This window comes from Pseudomonas sp. 28 E 9, from assembly GCF_900004785.1.
Taxonomy (GTDB): Bacteria; Pseudomonadota; Gammaproteobacteria; order Pseudomonadales; family Pseudomonadaceae; genus Aquipseudomonas; species Aquipseudomonas orientalis_A.
On record NZ_CVTK01000057.1, the window covers coordinates 443,448 to 459,158 of the forward strand.

Annotated in this window: 10 protein-coding genes; 9 read left to right on the forward strand and 1 reads right to left on the reverse strand. The window is 62.2% G+C overall.

Annotated elements, in window-relative coordinates; translation table 11 throughout:
* Positions 1-38 precede the first annotated feature (38 nt).
* From BFQ00_RS26805 to BFQ00_RS26825, 5 genes are all read left to right on the forward strand, one after another.
* Positions 39-728 (forward strand): ABC transporter permease, encoded by a 690-nt coding sequence (locus BFQ00_RS26805; RefSeq protein WP_065892693.1) that lies wholly within the window; start codon positions 39-41, stop codon positions 726-728.
* Positions 725-1,423, forward strand: coding sequence for an ABC transporter permease (locus BFQ00_RS26810; RefSeq protein ID WP_065892692.1), 699 nt, complete (start codon positions 725-727; stop codon positions 1,421-1,423). The genes BFQ00_RS26805 and BFQ00_RS26810 overlap by 4 nt, the downstream gene beginning before the upstream one ends.
* 1 nt (position 1,424) lies before the next feature.
* Positions 1,425-2,537, forward strand: coding sequence for a succinylglutamate desuccinylase/aspartoacylase family protein (locus BFQ00_RS26815; RefSeq protein ID WP_065935236.1), 1,113 nt, complete (start codon positions 1,425-1,427; stop codon positions 2,535-2,537).
* A gap of 27 nt (positions 2,538-2,564) precedes the next feature.
* Entirely contained in the window at positions 2,565-3,329 is a 765-nt protein-coding gene (locus tag BFQ00_RS26820) for an ABC transporter ATP-binding protein (protein ID WP_065884422.1), read from the forward strand.
* Positions 3,330-3,534: 205 nt separating this feature from the next.
* The gene (locus BFQ00_RS26825; protein ID WP_065884423.1) at positions 3,535-4,515 is read left to right on the forward strand and encodes a GlxA family transcriptional regulator; all 981 of its coding nucleotides are present in this window, start codon (positions 3,535-3,537) and stop codon (positions 4,513-4,515) included.
* 6 nt (positions 4,516-4,521) lie between these two features.
* On the opposite strand, the gene BFQ00_RS26830 is transcribed toward BFQ00_RS26825, so the two are convergent.
* Positions 4,522-10,407, reverse strand: a complete 5,886-nt coding sequence (locus BFQ00_RS26830) for a leucine-rich repeat domain-containing protein (RefSeq protein WP_065935237.1) — start codon at positions 10,405-10,407, stop codon at positions 4,522-4,524.
* 295 nt (positions 10,408-10,702) lie between these two features.
* On the opposite strand from BFQ00_RS26830, the gene BFQ00_RS26835 reads away from it, so the two are divergent.
* The 4 genes from BFQ00_RS26835 to astD all read left to right on the forward strand — a co-directional run bounded on the left by BFQ00_RS26835 (position 10,703) and on the right by astD (position 15,684).
* The gene (locus BFQ00_RS26835; protein WP_065884425.1) at positions 10,703-11,923 is read left to right on the forward strand and encodes an aspartate aminotransferase family protein; all 1,221 of its coding nucleotides are present in this window, start codon (positions 10,703-10,705) and stop codon (positions 11,921-11,923) included.
* Positions 11,924-12,121: 198 nt separating this feature from the next.
* Entirely contained in the window at positions 12,122-13,141 is a 1,020-nt protein-coding gene (aruF, locus tag BFQ00_RS26840) for an arginine/ornithine succinyltransferase subunit alpha (protein ID WP_065935238.1), read from the forward strand.
* Between the two features lie 51 nt (positions 13,142-13,192).
* Positions 13,193-14,218: an arginine N-succinyltransferase gene (astA, locus tag BFQ00_RS26845; protein ID WP_065884427.1), complete on the forward strand. Its 1,026-nt coding sequence runs from the start codon at positions 13,193-13,195 to the stop codon at positions 14,216-14,218.
* The gene (gene astD / locus BFQ00_RS26850; RefSeq protein WP_165386130.1) at positions 14,215-15,684 is read left to right on the forward strand and encodes a succinylglutamate-semialdehyde dehydrogenase; all 1,470 of its coding nucleotides are present in this window, start codon (positions 14,215-14,217) and stop codon (positions 15,682-15,684) included. The genes astA and astD overlap by 4 nt, the downstream gene beginning before the upstream one ends.
* Positions 15,685-15,711 lie beyond the last annotated feature (27 nt).

The following is a 15,711-nucleotide window of genomic DNA, read 5'->3' on the forward strand; positions in this document are numbered from 1 at the left end:
GCGCCATTTTTTCATCCCCCTTTTCGAGGACCTGAATCATGTTGAAAGGCTACGGGGCCGTTATCCTCGATGGCGCATGGTTGACGCTTCAGCTCGCCTTGTCGTCCATGGCCCTGGCCATTGTTCTGGGTCTGATCGGGGTCGCGTTACGCCTGTCGCCGGTGCGCTGGTTGGCCTGGCTGGGTGACTTGTACTCCACGGTGATCCGCGGGATCCCCGACCTGGTGCTGATCCTGCTGATTTTCTACGGCGGTCAGGACCTGCTCAACCGCGTCGCGCCGCTGCTCGGCTACGACGACTATATCGATCTGAACCCCCTGGCCGCCGGTATCGGCACCCTGGGTTTCATCTTTGGCGCCTACCTGTCGGAAACCTTCCGCGGCGCCTTCATGGCCATTCCCAAGGGCCAGGCTGAAGCCGGTCTGGCGTATGGCATGAGCGGCTTCCAGGTGTTTTTCCGGGTGATGGTGCCGCAGATGATTCGGCTGGCGATCCCCGGTTTCACCAACAACTGGCTGGTTCTGACCAAGGCGACTGCGCTGATTTCAGTGGTGGGCCTGCAAGACATGATGTTCAAGGCCAAGCAGGCGGCCGACGCCACCCGCGAGCCTTTTACCTTCTTCCTCGCAGTGGCGGCGATGTATCTGGTGATTACCAGCGTGTCGTTGCTGGCCCTGCGCTACCTTGAGAAGCGCTACTCGGTAGGCGTAAGGGCGGCTGATCTATGATCTTCGACTACAACGTCATCTGGGAGGCCATGCCGCTGTACCTCGGCGGCCTGCTGACCACCCTCAAACTGCTCGCCATCGCGCTGTTCTTCGGCCTGCTCGCTGCCTTGCCCCTGGGCCTGATGCGCGTGTCCAAGCAGCCGATCGTCAATGGTGCGGCGTGGCTGTACACCTATGTGATTCGCGGCACGCCGATGCTGGTGCAGCTGTTTTTGATCTACTACGGGCTGGCCCAGTTCGAAGCGGTGCGGGAAAGCTTCCTGTGGCCGCTGTTGTCCAGCGCCACCTTCTGCGCGTGCCTGGCGTTTGCGATCAACACCAGCGCCTACACCGCCGAGATCATCGCCGGCAGCCTCAAGGCCACGCCCAATGGCGAGATCGAAGCGGCCAAGGCCATGGGCATGTCGCGCTACAAGCTGTACCGCCGCATCCTGTTGCCGTCGGCCCTGCGCCGCGCGCTGCCGCAGTACAGCAACGAAGTGATCATGATGCTGCAGACCACCAGCCTGGCCTCCATCGTCACCCTGATCGATATCACCGGTGCCGCGCGCACGGTGAACGCCCAGTATTACCTGCCGTTCGAAGCCTATATCACCGCCGGCGTGTTCTACCTGTGCCTGACATTCATCCTGGTGCGCCTGTTCAAGTTGGCCGAGCGCCGCTGGCTGAGCTACCTGGCTCCACGGAAGCATTGATATGGAACGTATCGATCACCTGTTGCCCTGGGGGCACCTGGGCTGCGAACGCCAGCTGAGCGTGTTTCGTTTCGGCAGTGGCGAGCGCAAGGCCTATATCCAGGCCAGCCTGCATGCCGATGAATTACCCGGCATGCGCGCGGCCTGGGAGCTGAAAAAACGCCTCACCGAACTGGAACAGCAAGGCGCGCTTAACGGCGTGATCGAGTTGGTACCGGTGGCCAACCCGATGGGCCTGGGCCAGTTGCTGCAAGGCAGCCATCAGGGCCGTTTCGAGGTGGGCAGCGGCAAGAATTTCAACCGCGATTTCGTTGAGCTGAGCGAGCCGGTCGCCGAGCGGCTGCAAGGCAAGCTGGGCGATGACCCCCATGCCAATGTGCGCATGATTCGCCAGGCCATGAGCGATGTGCTCACGGCCTTGCCCGCGCCGAGCAGCCAGTTGCAAGGCATGCAACGTATCCTGCTCAGCCATGCCTGCACCGCCGACGTGGTGCTCGACCTGCATTGCGACGCCGAGGCCGCGCTGCACATGTACGCACTGCCCCAGCACTGGCCGCAGTGGCGCTCGCTGTCGGCGCATTTGAATGTGAAGGTCGGCCTGCTCGCGGAAGATTCCGGCGGCAGTTCGTTTGATGAAGCCTGTTCGTTGCCCTGGCTGAGTTTGTCGCGCACGTTCCCCGACGCGCAGATTCCGCTGGCCTGTCTGGCGACGACGCTGGAGTTGGGCGGCCAGGCTGACACCGGCCGCGATGAAGCGATCTTCCACGCTGAAGGCATCCTGGCGTTTCTGGCCGAGCAAGGCCTGATCAAGGGCGAATGGCCGGCGCCGCAACACGAAGCGTGCGAAGGCATGCCGTTCGAAGGCACCGAATTGCTGTTCGCTCCCCACGCCGGGGTGATCAGTTACCTGCGTAAGGCCGGTGACTGGGTCGAGCAGGGCGACCCCATTTTTGAAGTGATTGATCCCCTGGCAGACCGCGTGAGCATTATCTGCGCGGGTACGTCCGGGGTATTGTTTGCCGTTGAACGGCTGCGTTATGCCCAAGCGGGTTTCTGGCTGGCCAAGGTGGCGGGGCGCGAAGCGCTGCGTCACGGGCGCTTGCTCAACGACTGACCACCTGTTTTTGTGAGAACCGACCGCATGTACAAGCTTGAAGTCCAAGACCTGCATAAACGCTATGGCAGTCATGAAGTGCTCAAGGGCGTGTCCCTGGCCGCCGCAGCCGGTGATGTGATCAGCATCATCGGTTCCAGCGGTTCGGGCAAAAGTACGTTTTTGCGCTGCATCAACCTGCTGGAGCAGCCCCACGCCGGCAAGATCCTGCTCAACAACGAAGAGCTGAAACTGGTCGCGACCAAAGACGGCGCGATGAAAGCCGCCGACCCCAAACAACTGCAACGCATGCGTTCGCGCCTGTCCATGGTGTTCCAGCATTTCAACCTGTGGTCGCACATGACCGCGATTGAAAACGTGATGGAAGCGCCGGTGCATGTGCTGGGCGTGTCGAAGAAAGAAGCCCGTGAAAAGGCCGAGCACTACCTGGCCAAGGTCGGTGTGGGCCATCGCAAGGATGCGTTCCCCGGCCACATGTCCGGCGGCGAGCAGCAGCGCGTGGCCATTGCCCGTGCCCTGGCGATGGAGCCTGAGGTGATGCTGTTCGACGAACCGACCTCGGCGCTCGACCCCGAGTTGGTCGGTGAAGTGCTCAAGGTGATGCAGGACCTGGCCCAGGAAGGCCGCACCATGGTGGTGGTGACCCACGAAATGGGCTTTGCCCGTGAGGTGTCGAACCAGTTGGTGTTCCTGCATAAAGGCATTGTCGAAGAGCGCGGCAACCCGCGCGAAGTGCTGGTGAACCCGCAGTCCGTACGGTTGCAGCAGTTCCTCTCCGGCAGCTTGAAATAGTCCTTTGCTGTTGGAGCTGCTTTATGTGGGAGGGGGCTTGCCCCCGATGACTGTGTGTCAGTCAGTACATGTGGATCTGATACACCGCTATCGGGGGCAAGCCCCCTCCCACATTTGATCACCATTGTTTTTGAGATTTGTGTGGGTTTACCGGCTAGCATTGGCCTCTGTCTTCATTACCGTTACTCGCTTCGGATAGCACTCCATGACCGCCCATAAAATTGGTTTCCTGATTTGGCCCAGCACAAAAGCACTCACGCTTGCGCTGGCTGAGGAGGCCTTGCGCGTTGCTCAGCGGGTGCATCCGGAGGTGGTCTACGAGTTATCGTTTCTGCAGGCCGAGCCGCAAACCGAAGGGGCCTGGCAGTTACCGGGCGAGCCGTGGGCCGGCAAGTTGGACGGCTTTCAGAAACTGTTCCTGCTGGCGGACGAGCCGCCCACCGTCATCGCTTCCCAGCTCAGCACTGCGCTTAAGCAACTGGTTCGGGCAGGGTGTGTGATCGGTGGCTTATCGGCGGGCGTGTACCCGCTGGCCCAGCTCGGCTTGCTCGATGGCTATCGCGCCGCCGTGCACTGGCGCTGGCAGGACGATTTTGCCGAGCGCTTCCCCAAGGTCATCGCCACCAGCCATTTGTTCGATTGGGACCGTGATCGCCTGACCGCTTGCGGCGGCATGTCGGTGCTCGATCTGCTGCTGGCGGTACTCGCGCGTGATCACGGCGCCGAACTGGCCGGCGCGGTTTCCGAAGAACTGGTGGTAGAGCGCATCCGCGAAGGCGGCGAGCGCCAGCGCATCCCCTTGCAGAACCGCCTGGGTTCCAGTCATCCGAAACTGACCCAGGCTGTTCTATTGATGGAAGCGAATATCGAAGAGCCGCTGACCACCGATGAAATCGCCCAGCACGTGTGCGTTTCCCGACGACAACTGGAACGCATCTTCAAGCAATACCTCAACCGCGTCCCCAGCCAGTATTACCTGGAGTTGCGCCTGAACAAGGCGCGCCAGATGCTGATGCAAACCAGCAAGTCGATCATCCAGATCGGCCTGTCGTGCGGCTTTTCCTCGGGGCCGCACTTCTCCAGCGCCTACCGTAACTTCTTCGGCGCTACGCCGCGCGAAGACCGCAACCAGCGGCGCAGCAGCAGCCCGTTTGAATTGTCGTCGGTACCGTCCGAGCGCGGTTGATCGACCTCAGTCTTCGTCGGGGACAGGCCTGGCCACTACCAGGGGTCTGCCTTGATTGTCCACGGTGGCGGCCGCCACCTGGAAGTCCACGCCCGTGCGTTGGTAGTACTGACGCAAGCGCAGGATGCTTTGCGCCGACAGGGGGTTGCCGCTCAAATCGCTGTCGCCGTTGAAGGCTGCCGAGGACTCCTGCAAGTCCGGCGGTATCTCCTGGATGGCGTTGTTGCTCAGGTCCAGCGTTTGCAGTTGATCCAGGCCGAAGACGCCCTGCGGAACTTCGTTCAGTGCTGCGTTACTCAAGTGCAGCGAGGTCAGTTCACGCAGTGAGCTGATGTCAGGGGCAAGGCCCAAGGGGTTGTTGCTCAGATTGACGAACTCAAGTTCGGTGAGGGCGGTCAGCCGGCCACGGGTTTCGGGGGTCAATCGGATCGCGCATTCGGTCATGTCCAGCGTGGACAGCTTGGGCATGCGCTGCAGCGCCTCGGGCAGGGCGCCCAGGGAGCATTTGCTGAGCCTGAGTGTTTGCAGATGGGTGAAGTTGCGCAACGTGCTGTCGACACCTGTGGTGGTGCCATTGCCGTCCAGCTGGAACACAGTCACATGGTCGAAGTTGGCGCTCAATGCCGGCAAATCACCCAGCACCGGTGTGTCGAGTATGACCTGATGGGTCGGCTCATCGTCCAGGCTTTCTTCATCCTCGGGGCTTTCTCGTCGCCAGGCTTGTTCCATCAGTGTCTTGAAGTTGCGCCGCATCAGTTGGTCCTGGACACGGGTGGGCTCGTCAATCGGCACATCCAGGATCGGGTGGCGGTCCGGAACGGCCTGCACCCACAGTTGCAAATCATTGCCCAGTTGTTCGTACTCGGCCTCCAGGTGCGTCAGCGTTGGGTCCACAGCCGCTATGTCGCCGGGCAGGTTGAAGATGAAACGGTCTGCCTCGGCGTCGAGCAATGAAGGGTACAGCTGCTGCGTGCGCCGGCGTTGGGCCTCGGGCGCCTGGGCGGCGAAGCTTTCGCCGGTGCGCTGGCAGTAGCGTTTGATCGACTCCAGGGCCTTCGGTGCCAACGGGTTTTCCGACAGGTCCAGGCCACTGGTGCTCGAGGCCGGCATGGAAAACAGCGCGTCGGGCAGTTGTGCGATGGCGTTTTTGCTCAAGTTGATCGACTGGCGTGGCGGGTCGCCCAGCAGGCTCTGGGGGACCTCGGTCAATCCGGTGTCCTTGAGTGAAATGCTGCTCAGTCTGGGCAAGTGACTGAAGTCCGGGGTGTTTACCAGTGGATTGTGATCCAGGTTCAGGTATTCGAGGCGGCTCATGCCTTGCAACTTCGCGGCGCTGGCGGGGCTCAGTGCTATCGAGCAGCGTGGCAGTCCCAGTACGGTCAGTGCCGGCAGGTTGAACACCGGTGCCGGCATGTCGCCGAGCGCAACGTTTTCGAGGTGCAGGATGCTCAAGGCCGGGAAGCTGTCGATCAAGGCCGACGATTGCATTGGGCCGCCATTGCCTTTGATGGTCAGTGAGCCAACGTGCTTGAAGCGCGCGCTCAGCGTGGGCAACTCGCCCGCCAGCGTTGCGGGGATTTCCAGGGCATGGACGAATTGAGTGTCCTGGGGGATTTCCCTGCGCCAGCTTCGTTCAAGCAAGGCGTTAAGCTGGCTGCGCCGGGTGGCTTCCGGCGGTTGCAGCTGCGGTTGTTGCGCCCAGTGGTTGAGCTCTGACAGCAGCGTATCCAGTTCCCCCGCCAATCTTGCCAGCTCGCGCTTGCCCGCTTCCAGATCGCCCGGGAGGCTGTAGATAAGCTGGTTGATCTGGTTGATGTCCAGCGAGGGGTACAGCCGTTGTGCGTCACGCACATCGACCGCTGGCGCATTGGCCTCCCAGTAGGTGCCATGTTGCTGATAGTAGGTTTTAACGCGCTCAAGGGTAGCCGATGACAACGGGTTGTCAGACAGGTCGAAGGCAACGCTGGCATGTGAGGGCAGATCGAACAGCGCCTCAGGTAACTCGCTGATCCGGTTGCCGCTGAGAAAGGCCGCGCTCAGGTCGTTGCGGGTGAGCATGCCGGGAGGGAGGCGATCAATGCCGGTTTCGGACAGGTCCAGCGTGTTCAACTCGTTCATTGCTTCGACGCTGGGCACCCGGCCCAAAGGGTTCTTATGCAGGTCCAGGGTTTGCAGTTGGGTCATTGAGGCGAGCCGGGCCTGGCTGTGGGGCGTCAGGGTGACGCTGCAGTCGCTCAGGCTCAGTACGTTCAGGTTGCGCATCTGAAACACGACCAGTGGCACGTTGCCCAAGGGAATACTGTCAACGCTCAGATGGCGCAGGCGGGGAAAGTGGGCCAGAAACCCGGCGGCGCCCTGTGTGTGGTTGCTGCCTGAGAGGGTCAGCATCGAGACGTGATCGAAGTTGGCCGATAGCCGTGGAAGTTCGCCGCGAATGTGGTAGTGAAGGTTCAGCCGGTAGCCGTCGCGCGCAGGGTCTTCGAAGTAATCATCAACGGGCAGCTCCCGGCGCCAGCAGCGCTTGAGTTCAGTGGCAATGAGTTCGCGATTGCGTTGCTCGTACTGACGCTGCCGCGCGCTGAGCAGGGAGCCGTTTGCGGGATCTTGAAGCGGGATATTGCGTTGCCAGGTAGTGAGGTCACGTTCCAAATGGCCGTATTCGATGCCCAGCGCTTCCAGGCCGGCAAGCGCGCCACCTGGCCGCGAGTGCAAATGGTTTACCAGGGTGGTCAATTGAAGTGCGTGAAGTTTGGGGTACAGGGCGTGCGCGCGGTCCAGCAGGCTCGGCGGGCCCAGCGGTGCCGGTGCCTGGGCACGATAGCCGTTGTCGCTGCCTAACAGACGCAGGGTTTCAGTGACGCTCTGCGGTTTGATATCAGGCGTGAGCAGCACACGCAGTTCATCGCGGGGCAGTGGATTGTGCCGCAGGCGCCTCTTGAGTTCTGCGCCCTGGTGAATCCGCAGGTCGAGCTGGTCGCGTTGTTGATCGGGCAGTGCACTCAAGATGGCCGAATACAGATCCGTTTCACTCGAGAGCTCGCCCTGTTCGTCGCAGGGGATGTAGCGCCCTGCTTCGGTGCGCACCAGTGTGCGGCGAATGGGCGCATCAGTCGGGCCGATCTGCAGCCAGGTGGGGCCGGTCGGCGAGTGATGGCGAGCGTCGAGCCGTATCTCGCTCGACCAGCCCGGCAGCAGGCGCAGGCTGTTCAATTCAAGGCGATCGGTGTCCAGGGCGCGCGGTGCGTCCAGATGCTGCCCCTCGTAGGCGCGATTGACCCGCACTTCGCTCACTGCGGTGCGTGCCAGTTCGGCCAGGCGTGGCGGGGTGCTCCCGTTATCCAGCACTGCAAGCTCCGCGCCGGTCATTTGGTTCAGCAGGGTTTGCGCAACGCTTGCGGGCAATTCAGGCGTGGTGGTGAGCAATTGCTGGGTAAGGGGGGCGGCGGAGGCCTGCAGCGGTGCATAGCGCGATTCGAACAACGCGTTGCGCTGACGCTCGGCAATATCGGCCAGGCTATGGCGCAGCAGGCGGCTGCGGTTTTCCAGGCTCAGCTCGGGGTCGCTGGCGCGTTCATCGAATTGGGCGCGAATTTCCTCGGGGCTCAGCCCACGCAAGACGGTTTTGAGCAAGTCGCCGTTTTCCAGCTGGGCTTCGTGTACCTGGATCACCGGCACGTTTTTGTCGCCGAACGCCCAGGCGGTCTGGCCTTTGTCATCGATGATGCGCAACGCTTTGGTACGCGGCCATGGCCCGTGGGTGGTCAGCAACTGCAAGGTGTCTTGAGGGTCGATCTGGTGATGCACCGCCGGGTCGTCGCTGCGCAGCTGCTCGATCAGCCGTTGGAGGCTGCGGTCGATGCGCAGGCGGCTCAAGGTATCGTCCAGCAGGGGCGACAGACGCTCGCTGTTGACGTGCATCTTGCGCACGGCGTCTTCGGGAACGCCGCTGATGCGCAGGGCCAGCTCCCGGTCCGCCTCGCTCAATGCCTGGGCGCTGTGCCCCAGCCGACGCAACAGCGTAGGTCTGTCCCATGCCAGCGGTTGTTCAAGCTCGGTATGCCAGGCGCCGGCCTGGTTGTGTCGCACCACGGGGCGGTAGGCTTCAGGACGGCTTGGGTGCTTGATGCGATAGAACTCGCTGTCGGCGTCTTTTTCCACGGAGTACAGCTTGCCTTCATGGGGCAAAATCGATTCCCTGCGCACCTCATGCAGGCCCAACTCATTGATGCCGATGCGCGGCGGCAAGGCGGATGGATATTCGTAGGGCGCCAGGTCCGGTTTCCAGTAGCGTTGGGCGCCGTTGGCCAGGCTCACCGGTTTGAAGCTGTCGATGTACGCGAGGACAGGTTCGGGCAGCACTTTGCGCAACTCGGCCGGGCCAATCTGCCCGCCCACTGCGAAAGCCCCCATTTGCACCAGGGATTCCAGCACGCTCATGAGATGACCGAAGGCTTCCTTGCCCAGGCCTTCGGCCCAGTCGACGATGCCTTCGAACACGTCATCAAGCAGTTGATAGGCCATGTAGCCCAGCATCAATTCGCCCAGCCCCGGGACGAAGGGGGCCACCACCATCAGTGCGGCATTGAGGATTGAGGCCGCCACATCGACGAAAGAGTCCCACAGCCGCCAGCGCGCCTCACGATCGACGCTGGCGGTGGAGACCGCCAGCGTGCGGGCGTCGTTGAGGATCTTGTCGAGCTTGCGATGGTACAGGTGCAACCAGGGATCGCCCGAGATGGGCTGGGCATCAAACTGTAGCTTGGGGTCGTCGATGGGTGTGCTGCGCCAGGGCGCCTGGCCGCTGCCCTTGACCGGCGGGTGCCAGGTGATCCGTGCCAGATGCTGGCTCAAGCCGGAAAAAAACACCCCGAGTTGAGCGTGGGGCACGAAGCGGCTGAAAAAGGTTTGGTAGTCGCGGTCACGCAGTTGTCGGGTCAATTCCTGCTTGAACGCCAGGGGCGACGCATATTCCTTGACGGGGTGCTGCGGATCATCGGGAACATACGCCACCAGGCGTTGCGGCGACCGCGGGCTTTCAAGCTCGGGGGCGAACAGTTGAATGCCAGTCAGCGCAATCCCCATCATGCGTAAATCCTGGCAGCGCAGGCGCGCGCCGTCGAGCCTGGGGTTGGGCGTGCCGGCGATCAAGCTTTCGATCACGTCAGCGTAGTCATCGCTGATATCTGCGTTGATCCGGGCCAGTTGCAGGGCTGCCCGTAGCGCGGCTTTCTGGCTGGCGTCGACCTTCAGGCGCAAGACCGCAGCGGCCACCGGGTTGGACATGCCCAGCGTTTCGTTGAGGTAGCGGGCGTAGCGGGCGCCGATATCCAGGTCACGGCACAGGCTGGTGAACGCCGGAATCGAAAGCACACGCTTGATCTGCGCCAGGGTGTCGAATTGGCCGCTGGCCGAGGGCTTTGTGATAAAGGTCGAGGCCGGTGCGTAGGCGTCGATCAGGGTTTCCTTGTGTTCGAAATTATGCAGGGCGGCGTCCAATAGCGAGACCGTCCAGGTTCGAGCCGCGCCGGAGCGTATCGAAAACCAGGGGATGTGATCGGGGATGTACAGGCGCAGATAGGTGGCCTCGACATCCAGCGCCAGGTTGAAGTCGGCTTTGAGTGCCTGTTCGAGTATCGGCGTGGCGAACGCCTTGATGTCCTGCAGGCTTTGCAACCCCAGGTCTACGCTGTTTTGCGCCTCCCAGTGGGCGCCGGTCAGCCGCGCGAGTGCGGCCCGTTGTTCAGCGCTGCCCTGCAACTGCAGCGGCTGGACGGCTTTGAGCGCCTGGCGTTTGCTGGCAGAGGCGTTGCCGAGCCAGGGCGGCAGGGTGCCGGTCAACAGTTGATAGTGGCTGTCAGGCAGGCGGGTATCGGAATAGTCGATGTTCGTCATGGAGCGGGTCCGTGCAAGTCTTAAAGGCTTGCAGTAAATCAGTCGGTCCCGGAGGGCGAACTTTAGATAGTTAGCGCGTCGCAATCCTTTCACCGGATATCCTGACGCAAACCTGATGCACCGTTTAAACTGCGCCATTGCGACGCTATTTGTCGCATTGGCGTAAACCCCCGAAAAACGCGGGTTGGCGCTATAAGAAGTTGTCGCTTGGCGACAAGGCCCAGCCGAAAACTGTCCTTACAATCCCTGCATCGCCCGCCAGTTCCAGGCAGGCGTTCCTCTTCAGGAGACTCCGATGTCCGTTGAGCAAGCCCCGGTGCAACGTGCCGATTTCGACCAGGTCATGGTGCCCAACTATGCACCTGCCGCCTTTATTCCCGTGCGTGGCGCAGGTTCGCGCGTGTGGGACCAGGCCGGTCGCGAGCTGATCGACTTTGCCGGCGGCATCGCGGTCAACGTATTGGGCCACGCCCATCCGGCGCTGGTCGGTGCGCTGACCGAACAGGCCAACAAGCTGTGGCATGTCTCCAACGTGTTCACCAATGAGCCGGCGCTGCGCCTGGCTCATAAGCTGATCGACGCCACGTTTGCCGAGCGCGTGTTCTTCTGCAACTCCGGCGCCGAAGCCAACGAGGCCGCCTTCAAGCTGGCCCGTCGCGTCGCGTTCGACCGTTTCGGCAGCGAGAAGTACGAGATCATCGCCGCGCTGAACAGCTTCCACGGCCGTACACTGTTCACCGTCAACGTCGGTGGCCAGTCCAAGTACTCCGATGGTTTCGGGCCGAAAATCACTGGCATCACCCATGTGCCTTACAACGACCTGGCTGCACTGAAGGCCGCCGTGTCGGACAAGACGTGCGCCGTGGTGCTGGAGCCGATCCAGGGTGAGGGCGGTGTATTGCCGGCCGAACTGACTTACCTGCAAGGCGCCCGCGAACTGTGCGACGCCCACGACGCGCTGTTGGTATTTGACGAAGTGCAAACCGGCATGGGCCGCAGCGGTCACCTGTTCGCCTACCAGCATTACGGCGTGACGCCGGACATCCTCACCAGCGCCAAGAGCCTGGGCGGCGGCTTCCCGATTGCCGCGATGCTCACCCGTGAAGACCTGGCCAAGCACTTGGTGGTCGGCACCCACGGCACCACCTATGGCGGCAACCCGCTGGCGTGCGCGGTGGCGGAAGCCGTGATCGACGTGATCAACACCCCCGAAGTGCTGGCCGGCGTGAATGCCAAACACGCGCTGTTCAAGGCGCGCCTGGAGCAGATCGGTACGCAATACGGCATCTTTACGCAAGTGCGCGGCATGGGCTTGCTGATCGGTTGTGTGCTCAGCGATGCGTTCAAAGGCAGGGCCAAGGACGTGTTCAACGCCGCCGAGAAAGAGAACCTGATGATCCTGCAAGCCGGCCCGGACGTGCTGCGCTTTGCGCCAAGCCTGGTGGTGGAAGAGGCGGACATCAAGGAAGGCCTGGACCGTTTTGAACGTGCAGTGAAGACGTTGACCCAAGCCTGATAGCGACACATTTGGCAGGCCGGACCGGTTCCAAATGTGGGAGGGGGCTTGCCCCCGATGGCGGTGGATCAGTCCCCTGATTTATCAACTGACACACTGCTATCGGGGGCCAGCCCCCTCCCACATGGGATCTGTGTGAACTCAGTTCCCGTGTCCGGTATTTTTTCCTATGAGTTTTTCGAGTTAAGGAGTGACACCATGCTGGTGATGCGCCCCGCGCAAATGGCTGATCTGGGCGAGGTACAGCGTCTGGCTGCGGACAGCCCGATTGGTGTGACTTCCTTGCCGGATGATGTGGAACGCCTGAGCGACAAGATCGCCGCCAGTGAAGCGTCCTTCGCGGCCGAAGTGAGTTTCAACGGTGAAGAAAGCTATTTCTTCGTGCTTGAAGACACCGACACCGGCAAGCTCGCCGGCTGCTCGGCTATCGTCGCCTCGGCCGGCTACTCCGAGCCGTTCTACAGTTTCCGTAACGAAACCTTTGTGCACGCCTCCCGCGAGCTGAAGATCCACAACAAGATCCACGTGCTTTCCCAGTGCCACGACCTGACCGGCAATAGCCTGCTCACCAGTTTCTACGTGAAGCCTGCATTGGTCGGTTCGCCGTGGTCGGAGCTCAATTCCCGTGGTCGCCTGCTGTTCGTCGCCAGCCACCCCGAGCGCTTTGCCGATTCGGTGGTGACCGAGATCGTTGGCTACAGCGACGAAAACGGCGATTCGCCGTTCTGGGACGCCATCGGTCGCAACTTCTTCGACCTCAACTACGCCGCCGCCGAGCGCCTGTGCGGGCTGAAAAGCCGCACCTTCCTCGCCGAGCTGATGCCGCATTACCCGATCTACGTGCCGCTGCTGCCGGACGCCGCCCAGGAGGCCATGGGCCAGGTGCACCCGCGTGCACAGATCACCTTCGACATCCTGATGCGCGAAGGCTTCGAGACCGATCACTACATCGACATCTTCGACGGTGGCCCGACGTTGCACGCGCGGGTGTCGGGGATTCGCTCGATTGCCCAGAGCCGCGTGGTGCCGGTGAAAATCGGCGAGATGACCAAGGGCGTCGGTCGCCAGTACCTGGTGAGCAACGCGCAGTTGCAGGATTACCGCGCGGTGATGCTGGAGCTGGACTACGCGCCGGGCAAGCCAGTGATTCTGGACCTGGAGGCAGCTGAAGCCCTGGGCGTGGGCGAAGGTGCAAGTGTGCGCCTGGTTGCGGTTTAAAAAGAGAGTTTCGCGGGTGGCTGACCACAGCGGCCCGTTCGAGGAGATAGCATGATCGTTCGTCCCGTACGCAGCAGCGATTTACCGGCCCTGATTGACCTGGCGCGCAGCACCGGCACCGGCCTCACCACCTTGCCGGCCAACGAAGAGCGCCTGACCCATCGCGTGGGCTGGGCCGAGAAAACCTTTCGCGGCGAAGCCGGGCGCGGCGATGCGGACTACCTGTTCGTGCTGGAAAACGACGAAGGCCGCGTGGTGGGGATTTCGGCCATTGCCGGCGCTGTCGGCCTGCGCGAGCCCTGGTACAACTTCCGGGTCGGCCTGACGGTCAGCGCCTCCCAGGAATTGAATATCTACCGCGAAATTCCGACGTTGTTCCTGGCCAACGACCTCACCGGCAATTCCGAGTTGTGCTCGTTGTTCCTGCACGCCGATTACCGCAACGGCCTCAACGGCCGCATGCTGGCCAAGGCGCGCCTGTTGTTCATCGCCGAATTCCCGCAATTGTTTGGCAACAAGATCATCGCCGAGATGCGCGGCGTGTCCAACGAGGCAGGGCGCTCGCCGTTCTGGGAAAGCCTGGGCCGACACTTCTTCAAGATGGAGTTCAGCCAGGCCGACTACCTCACCGGCGTCGGCAACAAGGCGTTTATCGCCGAGCTGATGCCGAAGTTTCCGCTGTACAGCTGCTTTCTCTCCGAAGACGCACGCAACGTGATCGGCAAAGTGCATCCGGACACCGAGCCGGCGCTGAGCATGCTCAAGAGCGAAGGCTTCAGCTACCAGGGCTATGTGGATATTTTCGACGCGGGCCCGGCGGTGGAGTGTGAAACCAGCAAGATTCGTGCGGTGCGCGACAGTCAGGCGTTGGTGCTGGCCATCGGCACGCCGGGGGACGACGCCACGCCGTTCCTGATCCATAACCGAAAACGCGAAGACTGCCGCATCACGGCCGCACCGGCCCGTCTGGCTGCGGGCACGTTGGTGGTCGATCCCCAGACCGCCAGGCGCCTGCAGTTGGTGGTCGGTGACCAAGTGCGTGCTGTTGCGTTGTCTGCTGCTCGGGAGTCGAAATAATGAATTCGTTGTACATCGCAGGTAGCTGGCTGGCTGGCCAGGGTGAACTGTTTGAGTCGCGTAACCCGGTTACCCAGCAAGTGCTGTGGAGCGGCAATGGCGCGACGGCCGAGCAAGTCGAGTCCGCCGTGCAGGCTGCGCGTCAGGCGTTTCCAGGCTGGGCTCGGCAGTCGTTGGAAGAGCGCATCGGTGTGCTCGAAACCTTCGCCGCCACGCTGAAAAGCCGCGCTGATGAAATCGCCCGCTGCATCGGTGAGGAAACCGGCAAGCCGCTGTGGGAATCGGCGACTGAAGTCACCAGCATGGCCAACAAGATCGCCATCTCGGTGCAAAGTTATCGCGAGCGTACCGGCGAGAAGAGCGGCCCTCTGGGCGACGCCACCGCTGTGCTGCGCCACAAGCCTCACGGTGTGGTGGCGGTGTTCGGCCCCTACAACTTTCCCGGTCACTTGCCGAACGGGCATATTGTCCCGGCGTTGCTGGCGGGTAACACCGTACTGTTCAAACCGAGCGAGCTGACGCCCAAAGTTGCCGAGCTGACCGTGCAATGCTGGGTCGAAGCGGGGTTACCGGCGGGCGTATTGAACCTGCTGCAAGGCGCGCGGGAAACCGGTATCGCGCTGGCGGCCAACCCAGGTATCGACGGTCTGTTCTTCACCGGTTCCAGCCGCACCGGCAACCACCTGCATCAGCAGTTCTCCGGGCGTCCGGACAAGATCCTGGCCCTGGAAATGGGCGGCAACAACCCGCTGGTGGTGGACGAAGTGGCCGACGTGGATGCGGCGGTGTACACCATCATCCAGTCGGCGTTTATCTCCGCCGGCCAGCGCTGCACCTGCGCCCGTCGTTTGCTGGTGCCGGAAGGCGCCTGGGGCGATGCGTTGCTGGCGCGTCTGGTGGCGGTCAGCGCCGCCATTGAAGTGGGCGCGTTCGACCAGCAACCGGCGCCATTCATGGGCTCGGTGATTTCCCTGGCTGCCGCCAAAGCGCTGATGGATGCCCAGGAACTGCTGTTGGCCAATGGCGCCGTGGCGCTGCTGGAAATGACCCAACCCCGGGATCAGGCCGCCTTGCTGACCCCGGGCATCATCGACGTGACCGCAGTGACCGAGCGCGAAGACGAAGAGCTGTTCGGCCCGCTGTTGCAGGTGATTCGCTACGCGGATTTTGCTGCGGCGATTGCCGAGGCCAACAACACCCAGTACGGCCTGGCCGCAGGCCTGCTGTCGGATTCCGAGGCGCGTTACCAGCAGTTCTGGCTGGAAAGCCGCGCCGGTATCGTCAACTGGAACAAACAGCTGACCGGCGCCGCCAGCACCGCGCCGTTTGGCGGGGTCGGGGCCTCGGGTAACCATCGCGCCAGTGCGTATTACGCGGCCGATTATTGCGCGTACCCGGTGGCGTCGCTGGAGACCCCGAATTTGGTGGTTCCAGCCACGCTAACACCTGGCATTACGCTTATTTGAATGTGGGAGGGGGCAAGCCCCCTCCCA

What these genes read in the sequence shown, in the direction of transcription:
- BFQ00_RS26805 (WP_065892693.1), top strand. Translation starts at nt 39, where the DNA reads ATGTTGAAAGGCTACGGGGCCGTTATCCTCGATGGCGCATGGTTGACG.
- BFQ00_RS26810 (WP_065892692.1), top strand. Translation starts at nt 725, where the DNA reads ATGATCTTCGACTACAACGTCATCTGGGAGGCCATGCCGCTGTACCTC.
- BFQ00_RS26815 (WP_065935236.1), top strand. Translation starts at nt 1,425, where the DNA reads ATGGAACGTATCGATCACCTGTTGCCCTGGGGGCACCTGGGCTGCGAA.
- BFQ00_RS26820 (WP_065884422.1), top strand. Translation starts at nt 2,565, where the DNA reads ATGTACAAGCTTGAAGTCCAAGACCTGCATAAACGCTATGGCAGTCAT.
- BFQ00_RS26825 (WP_065884423.1), top strand. Translation starts at nt 3,535, where the DNA reads ATGACCGCCCATAAAATTGGTTTCCTGATTTGGCCCAGCACAAAAGCA.
- BFQ00_RS26830 (WP_065935237.1), bottom strand. Translation starts at nt 10,407, where the DNA reads ATGACGAACATCGACTATTCCGATACCCGCCTGCCTGACAGCCACTAT.
- BFQ00_RS26835 (WP_065884425.1), top strand. Translation starts at nt 10,703, where the DNA reads ATGTCCGTTGAGCAAGCCCCGGTGCAACGTGCCGATTTCGACCAGGTC.
- aruF (WP_065935238.1), top strand. Translation starts at nt 12,122, where the DNA reads ATGCTGGTGATGCGCCCCGCGCAAATGGCTGATCTGGGCGAGGTACAG.
- astA (WP_065884427.1), top strand. Translation starts at nt 13,193, where the DNA reads ATGATCGTTCGTCCCGTACGCAGCAGCGATTTACCGGCCCTGATTGAC.